At 43.1% G+C, this 24013-nt stretch carries 12 protein-coding genes; 6 read left to right on the top strand and 6 right to left on the bottom strand.

Annotation, left to right across the window (positions count from 1 at the left end):
• Positions 1-94: 94 nt before the first annotated feature.
• Both L0992_09190 and L0992_09185 read right to left on the bottom strand, forming a co-directional pair.
• Positions 95-1123, bottom strand: a complete 1029-nt coding sequence (locus L0992_09190) for a methionine synthase (protein XGB65900.1) — start codon at positions 1121-1123, stop codon at positions 95-97.
• Between the two features lie 69 nt (positions 1124-1192).
• Positions 1193-2170 (bottom strand): DUF1852 domain-containing protein, encoded by a 978-nt coding sequence (locus L0992_09185; protein XGB65899.1) that lies wholly within the window; start codon positions 2168-2170, stop codon positions 1193-1195.
• A 318-nt stretch (positions 2171-2488) separates the two neighbouring features.
• Between L0992_09185 and L0992_09180 the strand changes: the two genes are divergently transcribed.
• From L0992_09180 to L0992_09170, 3 genes are all read left to right on the top strand, one after another.
• The gene (locus L0992_09180; GenBank protein ID XGB65898.1) at positions 2489-3298 is read left to right on the top strand and encodes a sulfite exporter TauE/SafE family protein; all 810 of its coding nucleotides are present in this window, start codon (positions 2489-2491) and stop codon (positions 3296-3298) included.
• Between the two features lie 773 nt (positions 3299-4071).
• Complete coding sequence (locus L0992_09175; GenBank protein ID XGB65897.1) at positions 4072-5073, top strand: metal-dependent hydrolase; 1002 nt, start codon at positions 4072-4074, stop codon at positions 5071-5073.
• Positions 5074-5282: 209 nt separating this feature from the next.
• On the top strand, positions 5283-6899 hold the full coding sequence (locus tag L0992_09170) for an endonuclease (GenBank protein XGB65896.1): 1617 nt from the start codon (positions 5283-5285) through the stop codon (positions 6897-6899).
• A gap of 344 nt (positions 6900-7243) precedes the next feature.
• On the opposite strand, the gene L0992_09165 is transcribed toward L0992_09170, so the two are convergent.
• Both L0992_09165 and L0992_09160 read right to left on the bottom strand, forming a co-directional pair.
• Positions 7244-7678, bottom strand: coding sequence for a MarR family winged helix-turn-helix transcriptional regulator (locus L0992_09165; GenBank protein ID XGB65895.1), 435 nt, complete (start codon positions 7676-7678; stop codon positions 7244-7246).
• Positions 7675-8295, bottom strand: coding sequence for a DJ-1/PfpI family protein (locus tag L0992_09160; GenBank protein ID XGB65894.1), 621 nt, complete (start codon positions 8293-8295; stop codon positions 7675-7677). Before L0992_09160 ends, L0992_09165 begins: the two co-directional genes overlap by 4 nt.
• 233 nt (positions 8296-8528) lie before the next feature.
• On the opposite strand from L0992_09160, the gene L0992_09155 reads away from it, so the two are divergent.
• Entirely contained in the window at positions 8529-9125 is a 597-nt protein-coding gene (locus tag L0992_09155; GenBank protein ID XGB65893.1) for a tyrosine-type recombinase/integrase, read from the top strand.
• Positions 9126-9307: 182 nt separating this feature from the next.
• Here the strand turns inward: L0992_09155 and L0992_09150 are convergent, their stop codons facing one another.
• A complete protein-coding gene (locus L0992_09150) occupies positions 9308-9712 on the bottom strand; it encodes a hypothetical protein (GenBank protein XGB65892.1) in 405 nt (134 codons plus the stop codon).
• Between the two features lie 75 nt (positions 9713-9787).
• Entirely contained in the window at positions 9788-15805 is a 6018-nt protein-coding gene (locus tag L0992_09145) for an FG-GAP-like repeat-containing protein (GenBank protein XGB65891.1), read from the bottom strand.
• Between the two features lie 1207 nt (positions 15806-17012).
• Here L0992_09145 and L0992_09140 point away from each other — a divergent pair.
• Both L0992_09140 and L0992_09135 read left to right on the top strand, forming a co-directional pair.
• On the top strand, positions 17013-19832 hold the full coding sequence (locus L0992_09140; protein XGB65890.1) for a hypothetical protein: 2820 nt from the start codon (positions 17013-17015) through the stop codon (positions 19830-19832).
• Positions 19833-20918: 1086 nt separating this feature from the next.
• On the top strand, positions 20919-23879 hold the full coding sequence (locus L0992_09135) for a hypothetical protein (protein ID XGB65889.1): 2961 nt from the start codon (positions 20919-20921) through the stop codon (positions 23877-23879).
• The last annotated feature ends 134 nt before the right edge of the window (positions 23880-24013 follow it).

The following is a 24013-nucleotide window of genomic DNA, read 5'->3' as shown; positions in this document are numbered from 1 at the left end:
ACAAATAGAGAATGGCAGTTGAGAAGAGTACGGAAGCCTAAGCATCATTCGATACTTAGGCTTCAAGATTTAGCTTTTCTATTTAGATTAGCCGTTACGCTGAAAGCTCTTTACGAACGATCTCTGCGCCAGCGCTGAGTGCATTCAGCTTAGCTGAGGCAATTTCGCGAGGTAGGGGAGCCATACCACAGTTAGTGCAAGGGTAGAGCTTGTCGGCATCAACATACTTAAGTGTTTCTCTTAGAGTGCTAGCCACTTCTTCCGGTGTTTCAATAGAATCTGTAGCAACATCAATAGCGCCAACCATCACTTTCTTGCCGCGAACAAGCTCAAGCAGTTCAAGTGGTACATGAGAGTTGTGACACTCTAATGAGATGATATCGATATTTGATTGCTGCAGCTTAGGGAAGACTTCTTCATATTGGCGCCACTCAGTGCCTAGTGTCTTCTTCCAATCTGTGTTTGCTTTGATGCCGTAGCCATAGCAAATATGGACTGCGGTTTCGCATTTAAGGCCTTCAATGGCTCTTTCCAAACAAGCGATACCCCAATCGTTCACTTCATCAAAGAACACGTTAAATGCGGGCTCATCGAACTGAATAATATCAACGCCTGCAGCTTCAAGTTCTTTCGCTTCTTCGTTGAGGATCTTTGCAAATTCCCACGCCAGTTTTTCACGGCTTTGGTAATGCGCATCGTAAAGTGTATCTATCATGGTCATAGGACCCGGCAGAGCCCATTTGATCGGTTGGTCGGTTTGCTGGCGCAAGAATTTGGCATCTTCAACAAACACCGATTTCTGACGAGAAACTGGGCCAACTACTGTAGGTACACTCGCATCGTAGCGGTCGCGGATTTTAACGGTTTCACGCTTCTCGAAATCGACACCATTCAGGTGTTCAATGAAGGTCGTCACAAAGTGCTGGCGGGTTTGTTCGCCATCACTCACGATATCAATTCCGGCTTGCTGTTGCTCATGAAGCGACACGCGCAGTGCGTCCTGCTTGCCATCCGTTAATTCGTTGCCTTCCAGTTTCCATGGAGACCAAAGTGTTTCTGGTTGTGCTAGCCAAGACGGTTTCGGCAAACTGCCCGCAGTTGAAGTCGGTAATAGTGTTTTCATAATAATTCTGCCTGTCCTTAGATTCCCAAAGTGGATCGTATGTTTCCTAATGCGCGTAAAATAGAACGATTACAGCGCGTAGTTGGCAGACCAGTTCTCTAGTACCGACTGATATGGCTTAATGAAGTTTTCTTCTGCGAACTTACCTTGTTCAACAGCTAGCCTGCTTCGTTCTTCTCGGTCATACACGATTTGAGTCAGTGAGTGATCCAAGTTTTTCAAGTTTGGTTGGTAGCAGTTGCCTGCAACAGCGTTCGCGTTGTAAATCTCAGGTCGGTAGATCTTCTGGAAGGTACCCATGGTGCTAATGGTGCTGATAAGCTCTAGGTTAGAGTAATCATTCAGCAGATCACCAAAGAAATAGAAAGCCAGAGGAGCAACACTATTTGGCGGCATGAAATAACGAACCTGTAAGCCCATCTTCTTGAAATATTGTTCAGTTAAAGAAGACTCATTCGGTTGATATTCAAAACCTAATACAGGGTGTTGATTTTCTGTACGGTAATAAGTTTTATTATCTGAAACACTCAAACAAATAACCGGTGGTTTTTTAAAGTTTTCTTTGTACGCTTGAGAGTTAACGAAATATTTAAACAGCTTGCCATGTAAATCACCAAAATCGGCTGGAATACTGAATTTATCTTGGCCTTTATTATGATCTAATAGTAATACACTGAAATCATAATCACGAACATAAGACGAGAAGTTATTCCCGATTATACCTTCAATGCGCTCGTTCGTTTTGTGGTCCAGAATGTTGGTTTTCAGTACTTCAATCGAAGGGAAGGCCTCGCCGTTGCTTTCAATGTCCATATCAACAGAAATGATTTCAAGCTCTACAGAGTAGCGGTCGCCCTTTGGGTTGTCCCAATGTGCTAAAGCATTGAAACTGTTGTCAATCATCTGTAGTGCGTTACGTAAGTTCGCTTGACGGCTGTCGCCGCGAGCCAAATTAGCAAAGTTAGTTGTGATACGCGTGCTGTCTGCAGGCTGGTAGTTTTCGTCGAGGCTAATGCTCTTAATCGTAAAGTTAAATTCATTATTCATGTTGATCTAGTATCCCAATTCGTTGTCTGATTCTCTTGGTCTTTAATATTTAAATGCTTTATTTTTGCGTGTGACCGGATTAAGAATCGAGGCTGTCTTCACTAAAAGTGTCGTATAAATTTATTTGCTTAAGGTTTTTATACGTTGATGGGAGTGGGATTAATAATGGTATTACTTCACATTCATCATGAAGAATCTTCATGATCTATATGTTTGAATATTCAAGTCGGTGTCAGTTATATTAATTAGCTTAATGGAAATATAACCACATTAATACTGTGTTATTTAAGATAATTAATTGAATAAGAGATGGATGAAATGAGTGAATTGCTGTTGTTGATTTTCTACTGTGCGTTACTAGGCAGTGGTGTTGGTTTTCTTGCCGGGCTTTTGGGCATTGGTGGAGGGCTGATTATTGTTCCTGTGTTAAGCAGCATTTTACTTTATTTAGACGTTCTACCATCTGACCAAGTTGTTGTCGCTGCGATTGCGACCTCGTTGGCTTCAATTCTATTTACTTCAACCTCTTCTGCACTCGCTCACCACAAGAACGGCAACGTGCCTTGGGATTTAGCTCCTTGGATCATGTTGGGCGTCGCGCTTGGTGCTTTGGTCAGTGGTTTTATGGCGGCGTTACTACCGGAAAAGGTTGTTCGTATCGTGTTTGCTGTGAGCGTGGTTCTTATCGCGATTAAGATGTTCTTAAGCAGCAAAAGCGACGCGCCTAAAGAACGAAAGCTACCGAATAAAGGTGTATTAACGGCTCTGACAACCATTACTGGTGGTTTGTCTGCAATGATCGGGATTGGTGGCGGTGCGTTGCTCGTTCCATTGCTCACGTTCTTTTCCGTCGATATGAAAAAGGCGATCGGTTGTGCGTCTGCGTGTGGCATTGTTATCGCGTTATTTGGCTCTATCGGCTACATCACGTCGGGCAGTAACCACTTTGCTCTAACTGATGGCTTTGCAGGTTTTGTTTATTTACCCGCGTTATTGGGTATTGTGTGCACGTCTTGGTTCACTGCACCTTTAGGCGCAAAAGCGACAAACCATTTACCCGTTCCAACCATCAAGAAGATCTTCTCAGTACTGTTGGTTGTTATAGCGGCAAGCATGGTGGCTCGTTAATTTCAGACAGTTCATGACCTATTCGGCTGATGCCTTAATTAGATATTTATGTGTGAAACACCACGTAAATGTCTAATAGCGATCTGAGCCCTTCAATAGTGTAATTCATCCCTTTAAATGCATCACTACTCATAATAAACTTGTCCCGTTTCATAAATATCTCGAATATGCTCAAGCGCTTACCCTAAGGAATCTATGATGGCACGGGAAATCTCATTTAAAACTAATGGGCCGCGATGGAACGTTGTTTTATCAATGACGGTAACCTATGCGATCGTATCTCTGATGATCAGTTTCTTTTATCAAACTGAATTTCAGCTTTTTCCTTTCATCACCTCAATTACCCTCATGACTTTGGTTTACATGTTTGCCTCAAGGCTCACGAAAAGCCATTTGTCTTTAGACGATGGAAACGTGTATTTGCATGGTATTAAGGCGAACCTAGTGGTTAAAAGGTCTTTGTTTGGTCATTCTTTTATTGAAGTGAAATCCTTAACCGAAAAAGGTTACCACAAGGTGAATATACGCAAAGGGCAGGTTGAGCTATCCGATTGGGAGCTATTGCTGAGTAAGACGACACAATCACGTTGATCAGATACGAGTAATGAGAACCTAATAGGAGCAGTCATCAGGCTGCTCTTTTTTGTTTGTCAGTCTACATTTATACGATTATGTCTATGAGTATGTTGACAAAATCTTGTTGTTTAACTGGATTCACTGCTATAGCTAAATGTACTTGTTCAGTTCAAGGGAATGCTAAAAGTGGGTGATTTATGGATCCGTTAACGCAGGGCGTGCTAGGCGCTTCTTTGTCACAATCGGCGAGTAAAAAACAACATTTGGTGATCGCTGGGGTTTTAGGTTTGCTCTCTGGAATGGCGCCAGATTTAGATGCGTTTATTCGATCGGAGAGTGATCCTTTACTCGCATTGGAGTTCCATAGACAGTTTACCCATTCACTCCTATTTATTCCTATTGGCAGCTTGATTTGCGCTCTGGTTTTGTATCCTTTGATTGCTAAAAGGCGGGGTCTCTCGTTTAAACAGAGTTGGCTGTATTGCGCGTTAGGCTATGGTACACATGCTTTACTCGACTCTTGTACTACGTATGGCACTCAACTGTTCTGGCCGCTCACCAACGAACGTTACGCTTGGAATACCATTTCAATTATCGACCCTGTCTATACACTCCCTATCTTGATATTACTTGTGTTTGCGACATGGAAGCGAGCCCCTTGGTTGGCTCGTATTGCGTTTCTATGGGCTTTAATTTATCCAACGTTAGGCATGATTCAAAGGGATAGAGCAGAAGCAATAGGATGGCAGTTAGCACAAGAACGACAACATGTGCCTATTCGGTTAGAAGCCAAGCCGAGTTTTGCAAATATCTTAGTGTGGAAAATAGTGTACGAAACAGAATCTCGATACTACGTAGATGCTGTTCGAGTCGGCACTGCCGTTAACACCTATCCTGGAGACTCTATTGCTAAACTGAATGTGAGTCAGGATTTCCCTTGGCTTGATCCTAATTCACAGCAAGCAAAAGACATTGAGCGTTTTCGCTGGTTCTCAAATGGTTATGTGGCACAAGATCCAATGGATGATTTGCGTGTTATTGATGTTCGATATTCTATTGTTCCGAACCAACTCAACGCGCTTTGGAGCATCAAGTTGTCTCAGTCTGCCGATGCAGAGACACACATCAAGTACGAAACCCACAGGGATAACACACCTGAATCGAGACAGACCTTTTTTAATATGTTGAAAGGCGATTAATGGTTAGAGGTCTTGAGAGTAAAAAGGCTGAGTCAGTAATCTGCTCAGCCTTTTTTATTTATTTAACAGGTCGATGTTACATTGCCTTACATCACATATATTAATAAAACCCATAATGCATACATTTATAAATGTGATGTATATCGCCATTCAGTTTTTGATTACTTTCTAAGCTTAGTTGGTTTTTATCCAATTAAACAGAAGGTTATATGATAAATAGAATAATAACACTAAGTGGCGTTGCATTACTTTGTTCAACGAGTGCGCATGCGCAAATGCAAAATGGAAGTTTCGAAAACTGGGAAGGAAACGTACCATCTGGTTGGAGTGTGATTGACTCCGGCATTGCACTTTCGCTCTCTACGGCTCCTGTAAATAACGGCAGTTTTTCAGCACAAGTAACAGTGAATACAAGTACTCAAAGTAATACCGATTTTCTTCAAACGATACGTGTTGAACAAGGGAAAACTTATGATTTCTCTGTCGATGTTTACCACACGGAAGGCAACGTGAAAGCTCGCCTTTTTGTTGATGGCTATTTAGGTTACTCGAATAATGGTTTAACGAATCAGTGGCAAGCATTGACTCACTCGTACAACGCTACGAGCACTAAAGATATCGTTGTGGGCGTACGATTTTATGATGATGCAGGTTTTGAAGGTTCGGAAGTGGTGTATTTAGATAACTTTCAGCCTACGGAGACTCCACCAACACAAAGCTGCAATGACACAAGTGCCGCACTCACGCTAGCGACGGATAACTATGGTTCTGAAACCAGTTGGTCTCTCAAAAACTCAGTTTCTCAAACTCTTTTTTCTGGTTCAGATTATCAAAGTAACACCATCAATGAAGTGGAAATGTGTTTAGCGGATGGTAGTTACACTCTAGAAGTCTCAGACTCTTATGGGGATGGAATGTGCTGCAGTGTGGGGAATGGTTCATACAGTTTGTCGGTAAACGGAACTGTTGTGGCATCTGGCGGTGATTTCCAAGCAAGTCAGAGTACAGAATTTACGATTGGTGGTTCAACCACACCACCAACTGAACCACCAGTTTTAGGTGAGTATTACAAAGACGCTGAAGGCAAAGTGGGCTTTGCGTTAAAAACGGCCTTGTATCAAATTATTGATAATCATAGTAGTCAGGGTTACACCGCTATTTGGACGTTGGTGTCTGAGGCTGACCTAGACGCATACTATGACACTGATGGGGCAATTCTCGATATGTATTCGGAGAAACCTTCAGGCTTAGATTCAATCCAATTTACTAAGGTGGCCGATCAATGTGGTCAATACAGCAAAGAAGGTGATTGCTACAATCGTGAGCACTCATTCCCGAAAAGCTGGTTTGGTGGGAAAGTCGAACCAATGAACTCTGACGGTCACCATTTATTTGCCACTGACGGCTACGTTAACTCGAAACGTAGTAACTGGCCATTTGGTGAGGTAAGTAGCGCGACATACACATCAAGCAATGGTTCTAAGTTAGGCAGTGCAGCGAACTCCCTTGGTTATGTAGGTACGGTGTTTGAGCCAATTGATGAGTTTAAAGGTGATTTCGCAAGAGCGTATTTCTACATGGCAACACGCTATCAAAATGAAATCGCTAATTGGGAAGGGAACTCTACAAGCTCTGATGCCGTTCTAGATGGAACCAATACAACTGTTTTTGAACCTTGGCTACTTACTATGCTAAAGCGTTGGCATTCTGATGACCCAGTAAGCCAAAAAGAAATCGATCGAAATAAGGCGGTACATGATTTTCAAGGGAATCGTAATCCGTTTATTGACCATCCAGAGTTTGTAAGTCAAATCTGGGGAAATTAATCGGAATATAACCACCGAGACAATGGTTTCATGATTATTGAATTGAGCCCAACCCTTTGTTTGGGCTTTTTTATTCAGAGGGCAGTAGAGAACATGATTTTAAATATTTTAAAAAAGCATATTGTCTGAAGGCCCGTATACTTGTAAGTGATCTGCACCATCAATACTGGACGCTTCGTTAAGCGACTTTCCATACCTTTAGTTATCTCTGAATTGTTAATTTAGGGGAAGTTGTAGCTCATTTATGCCCCATTCCGCGTTAGAGTGATTATTCGTTGGTGAATCGTGCCACTGAAATCAGATTATATTTTCTCATGATTGGCGCTCTGTATCACTCATATAGATTAAAGGCTTTTCATTGCGGTTGATAGTTCAGTTATGGCTTTAACCATTTCAGCTACTTTTTCTTCCCCAACCGTATCAATTAGTTGCTCAGCATATGCTTTATGAAATGGTCTTATTTTTGACAGAGCATTATGACCTTTTGGCGTTAACTGAAGTAGCATAGCCTTTTGATGAGATGGATTTTCTAATGTTTCTAACATACCTTCATTGATAAGCTGTTTGCTGGTTCTCTGAACGCTTTGACGTGTGATCCCCATTTGACGTGCGACTTCAGCTTGTGTAAGAGGATCATTAACAAGAGCCCCCAACACTTGCCAGCGAGTTGCAGTGAGATCTGCCCGAGAAGCAATATTCTCGGCTATTGATAAAAACTGACCATTTAAAGAAAAAACAGTTAGGGCTAAAGTACTGAGGTCATGTCTTGGGTCACTCATTGAAGGGAATTCTCCATTAACTCGTAAAAACCAGTTATGTCCCGCTGTTCGAATAATTTCAACCAAGAATCTAGCGTAGTTTCAGAATAGATCTCCAACTTCCTGAATATCTCTGCCGCAAAAGCAATAGGTTCAATACCCCCTGCGGTGATCAAATAGTCTGTCGATACAACGGGTTCTTGGATATAGTTCTGGCTACCTGCATATCCTGTCATTTCCAGAAATTCTTTTGCATTACTAGTATGCGGAACATTATCTAATATACCTTTTCTCGCTAAAGCAGCGGTTGCACCACAGATAGCTGCAACACAAACACCATTGTCGATAAAACGCTTGGCTGCATCGACAAAATCATCGATGCCGCCTGAAGCAGCATTATCTGAACCACAAAGAATAAGCATTTTACCATCAGAGGGATTTAGCTTATCGAGAGATAAATCTGGCACGACAGTTAATCCACCTTTAGTTCTAATCGATTCTTTATTTCGCCCAACCGTCTTTATTACAAACCTGTCAGGGAAAGCTTGAAACTCTTGAGAGTTGATATGAGCCAAGACATACCCGTACTCCCAATCAGAGATACCGTCATATACAGCTAGATAAATAGACTCCTTCATAAATTACACCTCAAAATGACAACAGACTTACATTGTGTCAGCGTGCTGTCACAATTACAAGAAAATAAATTCAATGGGAGTTTCATACAATTTCACAAACTTTACATTAATTAAGTTGATATCACAGAGTTCAGCCTTTCAGTTTCTGTCCACCGACATTTAAGAGCTTCCTAAACCCTACTAAATTTGACGGCCAAACTTCATGTTGACCAAAACACTGAGAGGAGGTCATCATGAGAAAGTTATCTTTTGGAAAATGCAGTGGCATCAAAAGGCCATTTAAGCTTGAAGAGATCTGGCGGATCAGAACTAGGCTGGAGATTGAAAATGATCTGATGCAGCTCGCATTACTGAACCTAGCTATAGATAGCAAATTAAGAGCGAGTGACTTACTAAAGCTACACGTTTACGATGTTTCTTCGCAAGGGGTTATCTATGAAAGGGTTCAGTGCATCCAGCAAAAAACTGGCACCGATGTCCACTATGAGATTACTCCGAGAACACAGCAAAGTATTAGCCGATGGATTTTTGCAGCATCCCTAGAGGCAAGCAGCTTTCTATTCCCGAGTGGCCGACGCTTTGGGCAACCTATCAGCTACTCATTCTATCGTTCAATTATCAGGAACTGGGCTGTAAAACTGGGACTGAATGCTGACTATTACGGCACTCATTCCATGCGCCGCACCAAAGCCACGTTAATATATGCCAGAACGAAAAACATCAGGGCCGTACAGATTTTACTTGGACATTCGAAGCTAGATAATACAATTCGATACCTTGGCGTTGAACTAGAAGACGCTCTGAGGTTGTCTGAGAAAACAGACTGCTGACAGGTGATGAAACAGGCTTTTCTTCTGAAAAGCCTGTGCCCCATAATACTTTAGTTCAAATACTCTACATATTTTAAGGGCGTGCTTTTCCCCTAAAAAATCTAATCCTATATATCCCAACTTAGCAACGTCACTGATTCACAAATACGCACACACTTTTATTACAGCACCGGCGAGAAAAATTATTCATCACATTTATCTTGAGATGTTGCAAACTTCTCTAAAAGCCCCACAGAACCTCTCAGTTTCATTTTCATTATTGAGCCACAATATACGTAGTCAGCACTATTTTCCTTGTAATCTTCAACTTTTAAATAATAAAGAGCAGATAGTGATATGGCGATAATAAAATAAGTGCCGATACGATGATTTTCAAATTGGTATTTGTCATCTCTATTTTTTATTATTAGTACTAGCTGTACGATAGTGTATGTTAATAAAAAAAATGCAATAAATGAGCTTATTACAGAAAAAAAGTAAATTCTATCTGAGTCATACTCTCCTGAAGGGAAGTATATGAACGGGTAACTGCATACAGTAATGGTTGCTAAGCATATTATTGAGTACTTATATTTTGATGTCTTCATCTAATATCTCTTTTGTAAATTAATTCTTCAATAAAGCCCTCGCAATGAGGGCTTTTAATTTTATGGACATTGGTGCTATGTGTTCTCTGAAGCAGTACTAGAAGTTCCTTCATTTGTAGAGTCATTAGAAGTACCTGTAGTACTTTCTGTGTTTGTTTTACTAGCCGTATCTACTCCCTTGCCATTACTTGAACGATCGCCATCATTTTCATGTTCAGTATTAGAGGGACCAGATAGGTTAGAAGCAGCCCAAGATGCAAGACCAACAGCATTACCAATGGCTGCTTTCTTGGGATTTGTAGACTGCGCAAACTCATGTCCAATAATAGAAGCCGCACTCAGGGTTGCTTTGGATTGATTCAGGGAGTTGGATACATAACTAGCACCTACTTCGCATACGGTGGCACCAAACGAAATTCCACCAGTCAGGGCCGCATTTGCTAACGCTAAATCTGACACTGGGTTTAGAAATCCCCCTGCAGTAAATGTTGCAGCACCAAAAATGGCCGAACCTGCAGATATATGCCCAGCAACATTAGCAATGTTACCACACCCACTTTGCAAAGCACTGGCAGCATTACTCACTTGCTTAGACGCTTCATGGTAAGCAACCTCTGCCGCTTGTTTTGTACTAGCTTTAGCGTTACTTATTGTTTCTGCATGGGCTTTAGCCTCAATACTTTCCATTTTTGACATCGTTTCATGATAACCCACAGTACCTAAATCGTACCGCCCATTCGCAATGTCACTGATGAATTCCCCCGTAGGGTCGCTATACCTCAGCGGGTTGCCTCGCCCATAGGCGTAAGGTGACCAGCGTTGAGGATCCGTGAATCGGGCCTCTCTTGCAAACACAGGATCGGGGGTGATGAATTGCCCGTAGCTATGGTTCATATAGCGTTGCGAGAAATAACCAAGTCCAGATTCTTTGTCTTGCTCTTTATCGGTAAAACGATAAACCGTTTGATCGGATTGACCAAACTGAGCTTCCACATCACCAAATGGTTCGTAATTGAACGCATTAATGACTTGAGCAGAAGTGTCCACAGTCAATTCTGTTGAGCCAAGGTGCTGTTTAATATAATAAACTTCTGGAGTGAAGGTGTCATCACTTTTGCTTGTCTTGGCCACACGGTGGCTACCTAAACGAGCAAACTTGATCAGCTGACCTTCACGAATCTCAGCATCATCACTGATATACCAAGTTGTTGTGAGCTTTCCTTTACTGTCTTTAACCACCTTGAGGCGTCGTTTGTTGTTGTGGTCATAGGCGTACTTTGCTTGGTTTTTCGGGTTATCGACTTGTTTCAAGCGGTTCGCATGATCCCACTGAAATTGTTGATTCCCTGAGCGTAGCTGGTTACCTACCGCATCATAACTGATACCTACATCAGCATGGGTGAGCGCTTGTGGTCCTGCTGTATCGGTTATGCGTAACCCTTGTCGGTTGTAGCGTTTATCTTCTCCAGTGCCTGTGTTTCCGCCGTAGCGTAAAGTTAAGTTGTTGTCACCTAGGATTGGACCGTTGGTGTTTTTAGCAATAAGGTTGCCAATTGGATCAAAACGGTATTGAGTGAGCTTTAACTTATTTTGTTCGAGTGCAATTCGATACCAATCGTCATAGTCATAAAAACGCGTTTGGTCGAGCTCAGAATATTGATTCTCGATCCCTAGTTCTTTGGCAATGGTCTTTTTATCTTGCTCTGTTCGTTGGTCGGTGATGCCGAGTAAGTTCGATACCTCATCATACTGATAATTGAGTGACTGAAGATGTGTTCTGTCCGAATGACGAGTGGTCTCTCGGCTCTTGAGTCGGTTCAGCGCATCGTATTCATAATCACTTCGCATGCCATTACCGTATTGAACATGGCTTAATTGCGCAGAGGCACTATAGGAAATGTTGTTTACAATGTTACCCATCGCCAATAATTCACCGCCTTGACCATATTGGTAGTCAAGATGAGTACTGTCTGGGTAAGTCAGTTGTGTTAGTTTACCGGCGCTATTAAACGCGCGCTTAGTTGTATAAATATCCGATTGTTGACCAAAGGCTTTGATTTGGCGTTTTTCAACAGTACGACGACCATTTTGATCGTAACCAAACCAACTGCTCCCTGATTCATCGATAACTTGTGCAAGTCGGCCTTTTAAATGATGGAGTTGTTTATCTTGGTTATTATCGTATTGGTACTGCTTAGAGATACGGCCTTTGGTTGGATCGAGAATCAGCGAATGAAAACCTGTTGCAGGGGTAGCGCTTTGGTCTTGATAGAAACGCTCTTCAAGTTGTCGGCTAAGGCCATCATAAAGATAAGTGTGTGCCATGCCTCGTGAATCTATGGTACCAACTAAATTACTCGCAGCATCATAGTTAAACCACGCTTGTCCACGGTTTGGGTCGTCTCGATACGTTTGGCGACTTAAACCGTCATAAAGCATAGTACGGGTATTGCCAAACGCATCGGTTAAGCGGGTAAAATTATCGAGAGCATCATATTCATACTGGGTGGTCCAGTCTTGCAGAGTGCTTTGCTCACCATTGACATCAACACCAACGTATTCTTTTACCTCTCGTAATTGACCAAGACCATCAAATATTAACCATTTACCGGCTCCGCTGTGTTGGCCTCCGATAACAGTTTGTGCGGTATCTTGTACCCATGACTTAAGAGGCAAGTACTCGTTGTAGGTAAACGTTTCACCTTGTGAGTCAGTGGCTGGCAGGTATTTACTGATTGTGCGGTTAGTTGCATCGTATTTGTTTCGAATGACTTGCGACCCCGTCCCTGAATGAAAAGCCATATTCGCCGAAAAGTAAGGCATGCTTTCACTGGCCAGTAATCCACGGCTATCGAAATTATTCTTCAAACTGACTCGTGGGCCTTGTTCCGTTTGGCTTACGTTCATTAGATTACGCCCACCACCATCATAATACTGGCGGCGTTCAATATGGCGGCCATCTTTTTCAAGGCGCTGTAAACTGCGGATCCAGTTAACCATGACGCCATCAAAATTTTGCTGGTAATGATATTCAAACGATTGAGTTGGCGCACTAGTACTGTCACCCGGAGCTATGATATCGGTGACTCGACCAAGGCCGTCATACTGTATGTGAGTTTGCTGTTGGTTAAAATCTTCGAATTGGGTCATCACGCCCAATGAAGAGTTGTAACTCGCACTGGCAACCAGGCTCTGGCCACCCAAATGTAGCCTCTCTTTTATTGGGTATATTCCCTCTTGATAAGTCACGCTAACCTTATGCCCTGGTTGCTCGCCATAAAGAGGGCCAAAGAATTCTGTAGCGTTACCGTAAGAGTCGTAGCGTGAACGTTGACTAAAAACAGATTGGTTATTCTTACTTGGTGAAATCCATTTTTTAGTTGCGGTTAGGTTGCCCGTTGACACTTCACCTAAGTTACCGGCATTAAAGCTTTCATCGTCATAAAACCACTGAGTTTTTGCAACAAGCTTGCCCTGTGCATTTTTGATGGTCTTTTCAATTGGGCGATGTAATTGCCAGTTGGCCAATGACGTTGCATTCTCCGCACTGTAGCGCCAATGGGTTTCACGCTGATCTTGAAAGCGCTCATCAAGGCGTCCATGTTCATGCTCATAGATCAAGTTACCAAAATCATCGTAAGCGTAATCCCAAGCAAGAGTAATAGGGGTTCCACGCCCTTGTTCAATCAGCGTTTTCTCTTGGCGTGTTTTACTTGCAAATGAGACGAATTTGTCATCGTTGAAACTGTCAAATAAACGCTTTGAAGACCACTGATAAGTTTCTCGCCAGAATAGACGTCCTTCCGCATCTTTCTTTTCTATTTTCGATATCTTTCCGCGCAATGCTTCGTCTTTAAGACCCAACAAAAAAGAATACTGAGTTTGACTTTCCGGTGCTGATTTTGAAGCGAAATCGCGTTGTGTTGCGTCGCGAAATCCAACAAATTTACGCTCTTTTGCAAAGTAAAAGCCGTCACGGTATTGATAACTTTTTATCGATGCTTGGCCGGGTCGACTGGCATCGTTTGTGGTGACTGACTTGACGACTTGCATCGCCATAGGCAGGGTATGTTGCCACGGGGTGTTTTGCTCTTCATCACGTAACATCTCAGAAGCAACGGTTGTGTATTGTATGCTTGACGTTTGCCCTATGCCATTATCGACAGAAAGCAATTGGTTCGGTAAATTTCCTGGAATTACTGATAAATAGGTAAAGGATTTTTCATATTTTCCAGGACGAAACCACACTATGTCGACAACACCATTGCCATCAATATCAGCCAGTTTGGTTTTAGAAGGTGCGATTTTATCGGGGTGCGTAAACTCGATAGGGCGACCGAAAGCTAATGTTTCTTGAGGCCCTGATAGTCCTTTGCTTGGCCAAATAGTGACTTTGAAACCATTAAAGTAAACAAGGTCAGCAAGGCCATCATGGTTTAAATCGGCAAACTGAACTTTATCCGTATTGTGGATACTTTTCGCAATTTCGCGAATGTTATCAACCTGAATGGCCTCTGAATAGCCGCCCGTTCCCTTGCCAGCGAAAAAGTACATCGACTTTTGATCCATATGAACTAAGTCGTTGAGTCCATCTCCATTCATATCGGCCATATGAGAGGTAGATTTTGCTAGTGGAACCCCCACACTGAGCTCGGGCATTGGCATACTGATAGGCGTATCCCAACCGTTCCCGTTATTTATCGCAACTGTATGTTCAAAAACGCCATTTCTTGAATTACTGTTGGTCACAAAGACATCGGCTAATCTGTCATGGTTAATGTCAATTAATCGAGCGTTAGGGCTATTAATCGATAATGTTTGATTGCCTAAATTGCCCTGTTGTTGCCAATTGTAGTTTTCATCTAATCCATAAACATAACTGTTGCGTCGGATCGCATTCAGCATATTGATTTTGCCGTCACCGTTTAAGTCCCCCCATTTAACATATTGGCTGGAGAGTTTATTTCTAGAGTGGCTGCTCATTTTCACCATTTTAGAGAATTGAACTTCCCCCTGTGGGTTTTTGCCTTGGTTAAGTGCATAGCGATGAGGTGAAAAGCCCGTGTTAATAACATCGGGTAAACCATCAGCATTGATATCAATAAAATCAACATCTGGGCTCTTTAAAGGAAACAACTTAGCGGAAGGAACGTAATGCGACGCCGCGAGCGTTGGGTCAAAGTTGGTATACTGGAAGCGGGTTGGAGGGGCGCTATCTTGTCCGTTAGCCGCGACTTTTGATACTTGTGATAAGCGAGATAGAGTCTGCCAATCTGAAGCTGCCTCGTAGTCAAATTGATAAGACATTACCGGATTTTGCTTGTTAAAAGTGGCTATCTTTTTTAAGCGGAGCGCTTTGGTCAATTCATACGTTGGTAAGTAAGAAACGATGGGGTCGGGTCTTGGTTCATAAGACAGCTCAACCACACTCGCGCCGTCATTGTAGTCAATTTGCGTTAAGTATACCGCTTGGCTGCTATCAAGTGAGTCATAGTGGTAATTAATTCGGTTACCATTAGTATCGGTCATGCTCTCGATAAACCACTGAAAAACCTTGTTTCCACTTTTGTCATGGTGTTGTGCGTTACTGTTTTGTCCTAATAACCAGACACTGCCATTGGCTAAAGTCATTCGCCAGCCATCAGGTAATTTTTGGTATTTTACAAATTGCCCTTCAATTTTGGCGCGGTATTCATTGCTTCCAATATGAACGAGCTCTTGCCCTTCATGATTCACAAAAACATCGGGGTTGCTAGCGTCGTAACTTGGCAGGCCATCCACGGTTTGACGTTGTATATAAGGCATGCTCAAGCGTCGCCCAATGCCGACCAAACCATTGCCATAACCACTGTCGTAAGTAATCGACAATTCAGGCGTCACCTGGTTACGGCCCGTTGGTAAGCTAAAATTCAGTTTGTCTTGGCTAGTACCCGTGTTTAATTGGGTATTAAATCCCTCTCCAAGCCCTTGTATCGTTCCGGGGCCGGTTGGCAAAGAAATAACAGTAGGTGATACCGCACTTGGTTCATTGGCGAGAGCGCAAGTCGTTAAACCAGCCAACATCATTCCTATCGAATAGGCTAAAATTTTCATTTATATCTCTGAGTTTATAAAAGTCAGGGAAATATAAATTCCATCAATTAAATATACAAGCAATTGCATATAAAGTGTGAGTTGTATACTGAGTAAGTATTGTTTTCTGGCGTTTTTTAAGAATTTTAGGAACCGTCAGTAAGTTACTATGCTTGAGTGGTTCCGTTCTTTAGCGTGCATTGAGATTGATTCATCTGTTGCTAAGCCAAGCTAGAAAAATATGCGTTCAAGTTAGCTGTTTTTGATGCTGATCCTTAGGGTGGTTTTATTTTTAGTGAATTTATAAAACATAATGATTGTATATTGGTTGTGGTGTAATATCCATAATTAATATAAATCTGATTTTGTTATTTATAGGGGGTTTCTTGTATTGAGCTTTTTGTTATTTAACAGGGTTCTTTAGTGATGTTTTTATAGAGGGAGAGACAGGGCAGGGTATAAATAAGGCAACTTTAAGATATGACAGAGCTAATGGTTTTGTCTTTATTGTTTCAATCGTCAATAAATAAAAGAATAATTATGAATTATATTAAACGCAGTTTGGTAGGGCTTTTTACGCTCTTAATAATACCATCAGGGGGGGCTCAGGCCGCCAATAATACACCTTATCCATTTGGTGATGAGTTTGTTTATCACACTTGTCCTTCTGGGTTTGATAAACAAGGGTTAAGTTGTACAAAAAAAATCACAAAACCAGTTTTAGCTAAATGTGATAATGGATATAACCTTAGTTCAGATAAGCAACGCTGCTCGACAAGTATAAATCAAAGCGTAACGTACTCTTGTCCTTCCGGGTTTCGAATGCAGAATAATTCGTGCCGAGGGACCATTATTGAAAAACACTATGGAAGCTCCAGTATAGAGCACGTTACTCCCCCCCCCTAGTCGTGACCAAGATCGCCCTAGCTACTATCGTATCAAGTGGAAGGGATCGCGAATTACTAATTATGTGCGCCATTTACCTTATCGACACTCTGATGGATGGAGTTATGATAGAGGGCAGGGAGCTGAAGTTGTTAGAAAAAAAGAAGGCAACAAACCCCTGTTGAGTCATTGTCCTAGCGGATATACCAAAACGGGAAGTACATGTAATAGAATTTTAACTAAGGCAGCAGTCAAGTATTGTCGTGAGGGCAGTTTAACTAATAACCATTGTCTAGTTACCTTATCCCAGTCTGCGTTAAGAAGATCTCCTATCGAAGAGACGATGGCGGCGTTGTACCCGCGTTATTCTAATGACACTGAACAACAACAGTCAGCTGCATTCCGATACCTGGATAGCATGTTTACCTCAGATCCAGCATCAGGCGAGATTGTGTCTGCGATGAGCTCTGAGCAGCAGAGCCAAGATTTTTCGAAGCTATGGGCCAGTGAAGACAAATCGACAGCCGACAATACCCTTGAGGTGGTGGAAGGCTTTGCAGCACTGCAGCCTGATTTAACTTACCTTAAAGAGATACTGTTTGATATTTACTACGACCGCGCGGCTGCCGAATTTATTTTAGCTAATCGTTCGATTGACCAAGCCAGAATTTATTGGATAAGTGATGATAAGTTTTCAGCGATTATTCTTGAACAGCATCGCCAGAACGCCGTTGATATTTTACAGCGTAGCTTGAATGAGTACTGGTCGCTTATCGATAATCACCCACAAGCGTATGTGACACAAGTACCGCAGCGTGATTTACACAGTGCGCGATATCTCAATGCTCAAGGTCTATACGTTCCAATTTATGAAGATGAAGCCTTGGTGGTGGGGTACAAAGACGCTCTGCTGGTGTATCAAATGATGAACACCCTGCTAGAGCAGCAATTGCACCTGAGTAAGCTCAAAGCGGTGGACGCGAATACCGACACAATGCAAGCGTTAGCGGTAGAAGCGCAAACTCTGCTCAACAGTGTGATGTCGAAAGCCACGCAGCTTGAGCTGTTATTAGGCAGCGATGCGCAAGTAAGCGCAATGTTGGTTGCAGAGCAGGCGAAGCTGAATAGCCTTGCGATGAAACTGGGCTCAGTGATTCAGTGGTTAAAAGGCGAGGGTAACTACCTAGGGCTTCCGGATGATTTTATCTTGTTCCTGCAAGGGTACAAAGATCAAGGCAACACCGTTTATGACTCGTTTGATGCGATTAAAATGTTACTCAAAGGCAGCGCGTATGACGTAGTACCATCGGCAGAGAAGGCGCTGCAAGAGGCGAAAAACGCGACCGCGAACTACCGCTACCAACGTGACCAGTTCAGACAGACCTTTACCAACGAGCAGCAAGCGCTGAATAACCAGCTGTTTAAGCTGCTGGGTTGTACTGTGGGGCAAGGCGACAATCTGTGTGCGAGTCAGACAAAAGCGCAGAGAAAAGGCAGCTTAATAGCCCAACAGCAACAAAGCATTAAAGCGGCGAAGCTGGGCGTCGAAAGAGCACAAAAAGCACGCCAGACCATCACAGGCAATATCACCATTGAGATGGAGCGTCTTGAGCAAGAGAAGCAAGTTAATGATGCGATTGATAAAATCATGGTGCAGTTTGGTCAGAATGAGTTGTCGTTGAGTCAGTTGCTTGAAGCGAAACGAGATGCGGAGCGCGATGGTTCATCGTCAGGCAAAGTCACTGTCGATATTAGTGAGTTATTGAAACAGGAAGATTTAGATACTCTGGATAACTTTGTTACCGAAACGGGCAACGTAGATTTGTCATTGGTGCAAGCAGCGCTGGCCAGCTTAAAAGAGGACCTAAAAGACGTGCCGCGTGATGACGCCATTCAGTACACACAAACTTTGGCGGTGTTAGAGCGTGCAACCATTCGAGGCCTTGAGCGCGGGTTACTTGACGTTAATTCTAAGGCGCGCATCAAAGCGCTTATGTTAGAGTTAAAAACGGCAGAAGTAGACATCGCGAAGTCGATGAGCTACCTGGCTTATGAAGTTGAAAGGTTAGCAGGGTTCAGTGCGGATGCTGAGCGACTGATTGCGCAACTGGGCGAAAACCAGCAACAACAGGCGGACCGTTACTATGCTAACCCAGTACATTACAGTGTACTGACAAAAGAAGCATTGAACGCCGAGTTGGCGTTTGCAGAGCTGCAAGAGTGGATGTTTTATGCCGTTCAAGCGCTAGAGTACAAATGGCAAGAAGCCTTTATTTCCCCAGAGCAAGGGTTTAATCGCGCGTCGGTATTTAAAATTCAAAATATCCCACAGCTGATTGAATACTTCAAGGAATTACAGCGTTTTGATGACATTCGTAATCTAAGAAGCAGTCAAGAGGCGACGGATATTCTGTCTGTTAAAAAGCACATCTTCGGTTATGTGGATAAGCTTCGAGGCAAAATGATGTGGTACCCGGCTTTGGATGGCAGCGGTGATATGTTGACGGCGGATGAAGCGTTTAAAGCCAAGTTAACCCAACTGACTCAACGTATCGGTCAAGACCAATGGTTAACGGTAGAGTTCAGTACAGTGAAAGAGTTACCACGCTCGAACTTCTTCCAAGGGCCAGTCGTTGCAGGCAATGATGACCTAACCTGTTTATCGGATGCGGGCACTTACTTGGATAAGTTGGATGGCATTGGTATTAACTTGCAGGTGAGTATGGACATCTCTGGTGAAGACGTTACTCCAGCTTACTTGACGTACGGGGGCAACAACTATATGCGCAGTCGTACACCGGGCTCGTTAACCGATGGTGAGACGGGCATTAAAGATGAACTGGTGTCGTACTCAACGCGTTTCTGGGATGTGTCGAATGGTAACTTCTTCGCAAAAGATAGCTATCGTCAGCAAATGAAGGCCAACATCATGACAGACGAAGAGAGTCAATCGGCGTTTTTGAACCCGACGTATGCCTTTAAAGAGAGAAGCGTCGCGGCTTCTGGTTGGAGGTTGTCAGTGAAGTTGGGTGACCGATACGGTGAGATAGTAGACCTTGAAGGTTTGGATGATATCGAGCTTGTTATTCAGCACCGATACTACTCACGAAATGCAGAGACGTGTGGCGGGGGAGGCACTGGCCCGTTGCTGCTTCTAAGATAATCTAACGTGAGCCTCATAGTTTTATGAGGCTCTTTTTTATATCGAAAAATCAATTTCTCATTCTAAGTTAAATTTGAAGAATAACCTTATTTCAACACTGAGTGTTGTATATCAATACCCAGTCCTTCCTAATAGTAAATATCTCCATAAAACATTAATACATGAGTTCAATATCAGTATTGTGTTCTGGTTTTTATTGTTTTATCTATCATTTTTATCGTGAATAAATGCAACAAAAGTCATGTTAATGATAATCATTATCAATAATTATTGATGCGTTATTTAGTTGTGTGGATAATTTGCAATCTATTAAATGTAACTCGATTGTTTTTAGTTATTGTTTTGTTGTTGGGTGTTCATCCCATAAAAATACTCGGTTAACTATTCTTAAGCCTCCTATTATGGTTTTCGACTTAGTTGGCCAAGAGAGGATGAATGCCTAATTAAACCTGTTGGCATACTTAATAAATGATGGGGCGTTTTAATGGAGCAAGCAGTAGCCGATGATTTAAAGTTACTTAACCATAATTAAATATAAAAAGAAGAATGATGAAATATACTAAACGCAGTTTGGTAGGGCTTTTTACGCTCTTAATAATACAGCCGGGGTTGGCTAGGACCACTGATAATAATGCGCCTTATCCATTTGGAGAGGAGTTTGTTTACCATACTTGCCCCTCTGAGTTTGATAAACAAGGCATTAGTTGTTTAAAACCAGCATCATTAAAGTGTGATGCCGGGTACAGTATGAGCCCCAACAAACAGAGTTGTATTAAAAAAATAACTAAACAAGTAAGTTATCGCTGTCCATCAGGTTATTCATCTATTAATTCAACCAAGTGTAAAAAAGATCTGCGCGAGACGAATCTAGCAAATACGTTTTGGGCGTTCGATGCCATGGAGATGGATCCTTATATTCCTTATTCACTTTTCATTAATAATAAGCTGACGGTTGATCTCGATTCTAGGACGAAAATTCCATATACACACAGTGATGGATGGAGTTATAGGATAGGAAGCTTTAGCCATCATCCCCACGTCCTTGATACTTATAATGTTATTCGTACAAAAACAGTTTACAAAACTATGCTAACTGTTTGCCCTAGTGGATACACTAAGTCGGGCAGTCGTTGCACAAAAACAGTGACCAAGCCTGTCGTGAAGCATTGTCCTTCTGGTAGTTTAAACAGCGGTCGTTGTGTGGTGTCACCGCTACGACATTCCCCTATCGAAGAGACAATGGCAACCTTGTACCCGCGTTATTCTAATGACGCTGCGCAACAAAACGCCGCCGCATTCCGCTACCTAGATAACATGTTTACTTTAGACCCAGAGCTAGGTGATATTGTGTCTACGATGAGCTCTGAGGGGCTGAGCCAAGATTTTTCTAAGCTATGGGTCAATGCAGACAAATCGACAGCCGACAATGCCCTTGAGGTGGTGGAGGGCTTTGCAGCACTGCAGCCTGATTTACCTTATCTTAAAGAGATACTGCTGGATATTTACTACGACCGCGCGGCTGCCGAGTTTATTTTAGCCAATCGCTCGATTGACCAAGCCAGAATCGATTGGGTAAATGATGCAGACGTATCGGTGGCTAGCCTTGAGCGAAGTCGTCAAAACGCCGTTGAGATTCTACAGCGTAGCTTGAATGAGTACTGGTCGCTTATCGACAACCACCCACAAGCGTATGTGACACAATTACCGCAGCGTGATTTACAGAGTGCGCGATACCTTAATGGTCAGGGCCAACATTCTCCTATCTTTGAAGGTGAAGCTTTAGTGGTGGGGTACAAGGATGCCCTGCTGGTGTATCAAATGATGAACACCCTACTAGAGCAGCAAGTGCACCTGAGTAAGCTCAAAGCGGTCTACGCGAATACCGATACAATGCAAGCGTTAGCGATAGAAGCGCAAACTCTGCTCAACAGTGTGATGTCGAAAGCCACGCAGCTTGAGCTGTTATTAGGCAGCGATGCGCAAGTAAGCGCAATGTTGGTTGCAGAGCAGGCGAAGCTGAATAGCCTTGCGATGAAACTGGGCTCAGTGATTCAGTGGTTAAAAGGCGAGGGTAACTACCTAGGGCTTCCGGATGATTTTATCTTGTTCCTGCAAGGGTACAAAGATCAAGGCAACACCGTTTATGACTCGTTTGATGCGATTAAAATGTTACTCAAAGGCAGCGCGTATGACGTAGTACCATCGGCAGAGAAGGCGCTGCAAGAGGCGAAAAACGCGACCGCGAACTACCGCTACCAACGTGACCAGTTCAGACAGACCTTTACCAACGAGCAGCAAGCGCTGAATAACCAGCTGTTTAAGCTGCTGGGTTGTACTGTGGGGCAAGGCGACAATCTGTGTGCGAGTCAGACAAAAGCGCAGAGAAAAGGCAGCTTAATAGCCCAACAGCAACAAAGCATTAAAGCGGCGAAGCTGGGCGTCGAAAGAGCACAAAAAGCACGCCAGACCATCACAGGCAATATCACCATTGAGATGGAGCGTCTTGAGCAAGAGAAGCAAGTTAATGATGCGATTGATAAAATCATGGTGCAGTTTGGTCAGAATGAGTTGTCGTTGAGTCAGTTACTTGAAGCGAAGCGCGATGGTTCCTCGTCAGGCAAAGCTTATGTCGATATTAGTAAGCTATTGAAACAGGACGATTTAGACACGCTGGATGACTTTGTTAGCGAAGCGGGCAACGTCGATTTATCCGCGGTGCAAGCGGCGTTGGCTAGCTTAAAGGAAGACCTGAAAGACGTGCCACGTGATGACGCTATTGAGTACACACAAACTTTGGCGGTGTTAGAGCGTGCGACCATCCGAGGTCTTGAGCGCGGTTTACTTGACGTGAATTCTAAGGCGCGCATTAAAGCGCTCATGTTAGAGCTCAAAGCGGCGGAAGTGGACATCGCGAAGTCGATGAGCTATCTGGCTTATGAAGTGGAAAGGTTGGCAGGGTTCAGTGCTGAAGCTGAGCGACTGATTGCGCAGTTGGGTGAAAATCAGCAACAACAGGCAGACCGTTATTATGCTAACCCAGTGCATTACAGCGTACTGACAAAAGAAGCCTTGAACGCTGAGTTAGCGTTTGCAGAGCTACAAGAATGGATGTTCTATGCCGTTCAAGCGCTTGAGTACAAGTGGCAAGAAGCCTTTGTTGCGCCAGATAAAGGGTTCAATCGAGCGTCAGTTTTTAAAATTCAAACAATCCCGCAGTTGGTTGAATACTTTAAAGCGTTACAGCGTTTTGATGACATTCGTAATCTGAGAACGAGCCAAGAGGCGACGGATACTCTGTCGGTGAAAAAGCATATTTTCGGTTATGTGGACAAGCTTCGCGGTAAAACGATGTGGTACCCAGCCTTGGATGGCAGCGGTGAGATGCTGACGGCGGATGAAGCGTTTAAAGCTAAGTTAGCGCAATTGACTCAACATATAGGGCAAGACCAATGGCTAACGATAGAGTTCAGTACGGTGAAAGAGCTACCACGCTCGAACTTCTTCCAAGGACCAGTGGTTACAGACAACGATGACCTAACCTGTCTAGTGGATGCAGGCACTTACTTAGATAAGCTGGATGGTATCGGCATTAACTTGCAGGTGAGTATGGATATCTCTGGTGAGGAGGTGACCCCAGCTTACTTGACGTACGGTGGCAACAACTACATGCGCAGTCGCACACCGGGCTCGTTAACCGATGATGAAACGGGCATAAAAGATGAGCTGGTGTCGTACTCTACGCGCTTCTGGGATGTGTCGAATGGTAACTTCTTTGCTAAAGACAGCTATCGTCAGCAAATGAAGGCCAACATCATGACAGACGAAGAGAGTCAGTCGGCGTTTTTGAACCCAACCTATGCCTTTAAAGAGAGAAGTGTCGCGGCTTCAGGTTGGAGATTGTCCGTGAAGTTGGGTGACCGATACGGTGAGATAGTGGATCTTGAAGGTTTGGATGATATCGAGCTGATCATTAAGCACCGATACTACTCACGAAATTCTGAGACTTGTGGTGGGGGAGACTCAGGCCCACTGATCTTGCTAAGGTAACCAACAATAGAGCCTCATGATGTCATGAGGCTCTTTTACTTTTACATACTTTTGAATATCATCATGTCACCCATATTTTGCCCACTTTTTTCACTCCTGATAGTGGGCTTTTTCTGCTTGCCATACCTGTAGTT

Source organism: Vibrio pomeroyi (genome assembly GCA_041879425.1).
GTDB classification, from domain to species: domain Bacteria; phylum Pseudomonadota; class Gammaproteobacteria; order Enterobacterales; family Vibrionaceae; genus Vibrio; species Vibrio pomeroyi_A.
Note: the sequence above shows the minus strand (reverse complement) of the source record. Positions and strands in the feature narration are given on the sequence as shown.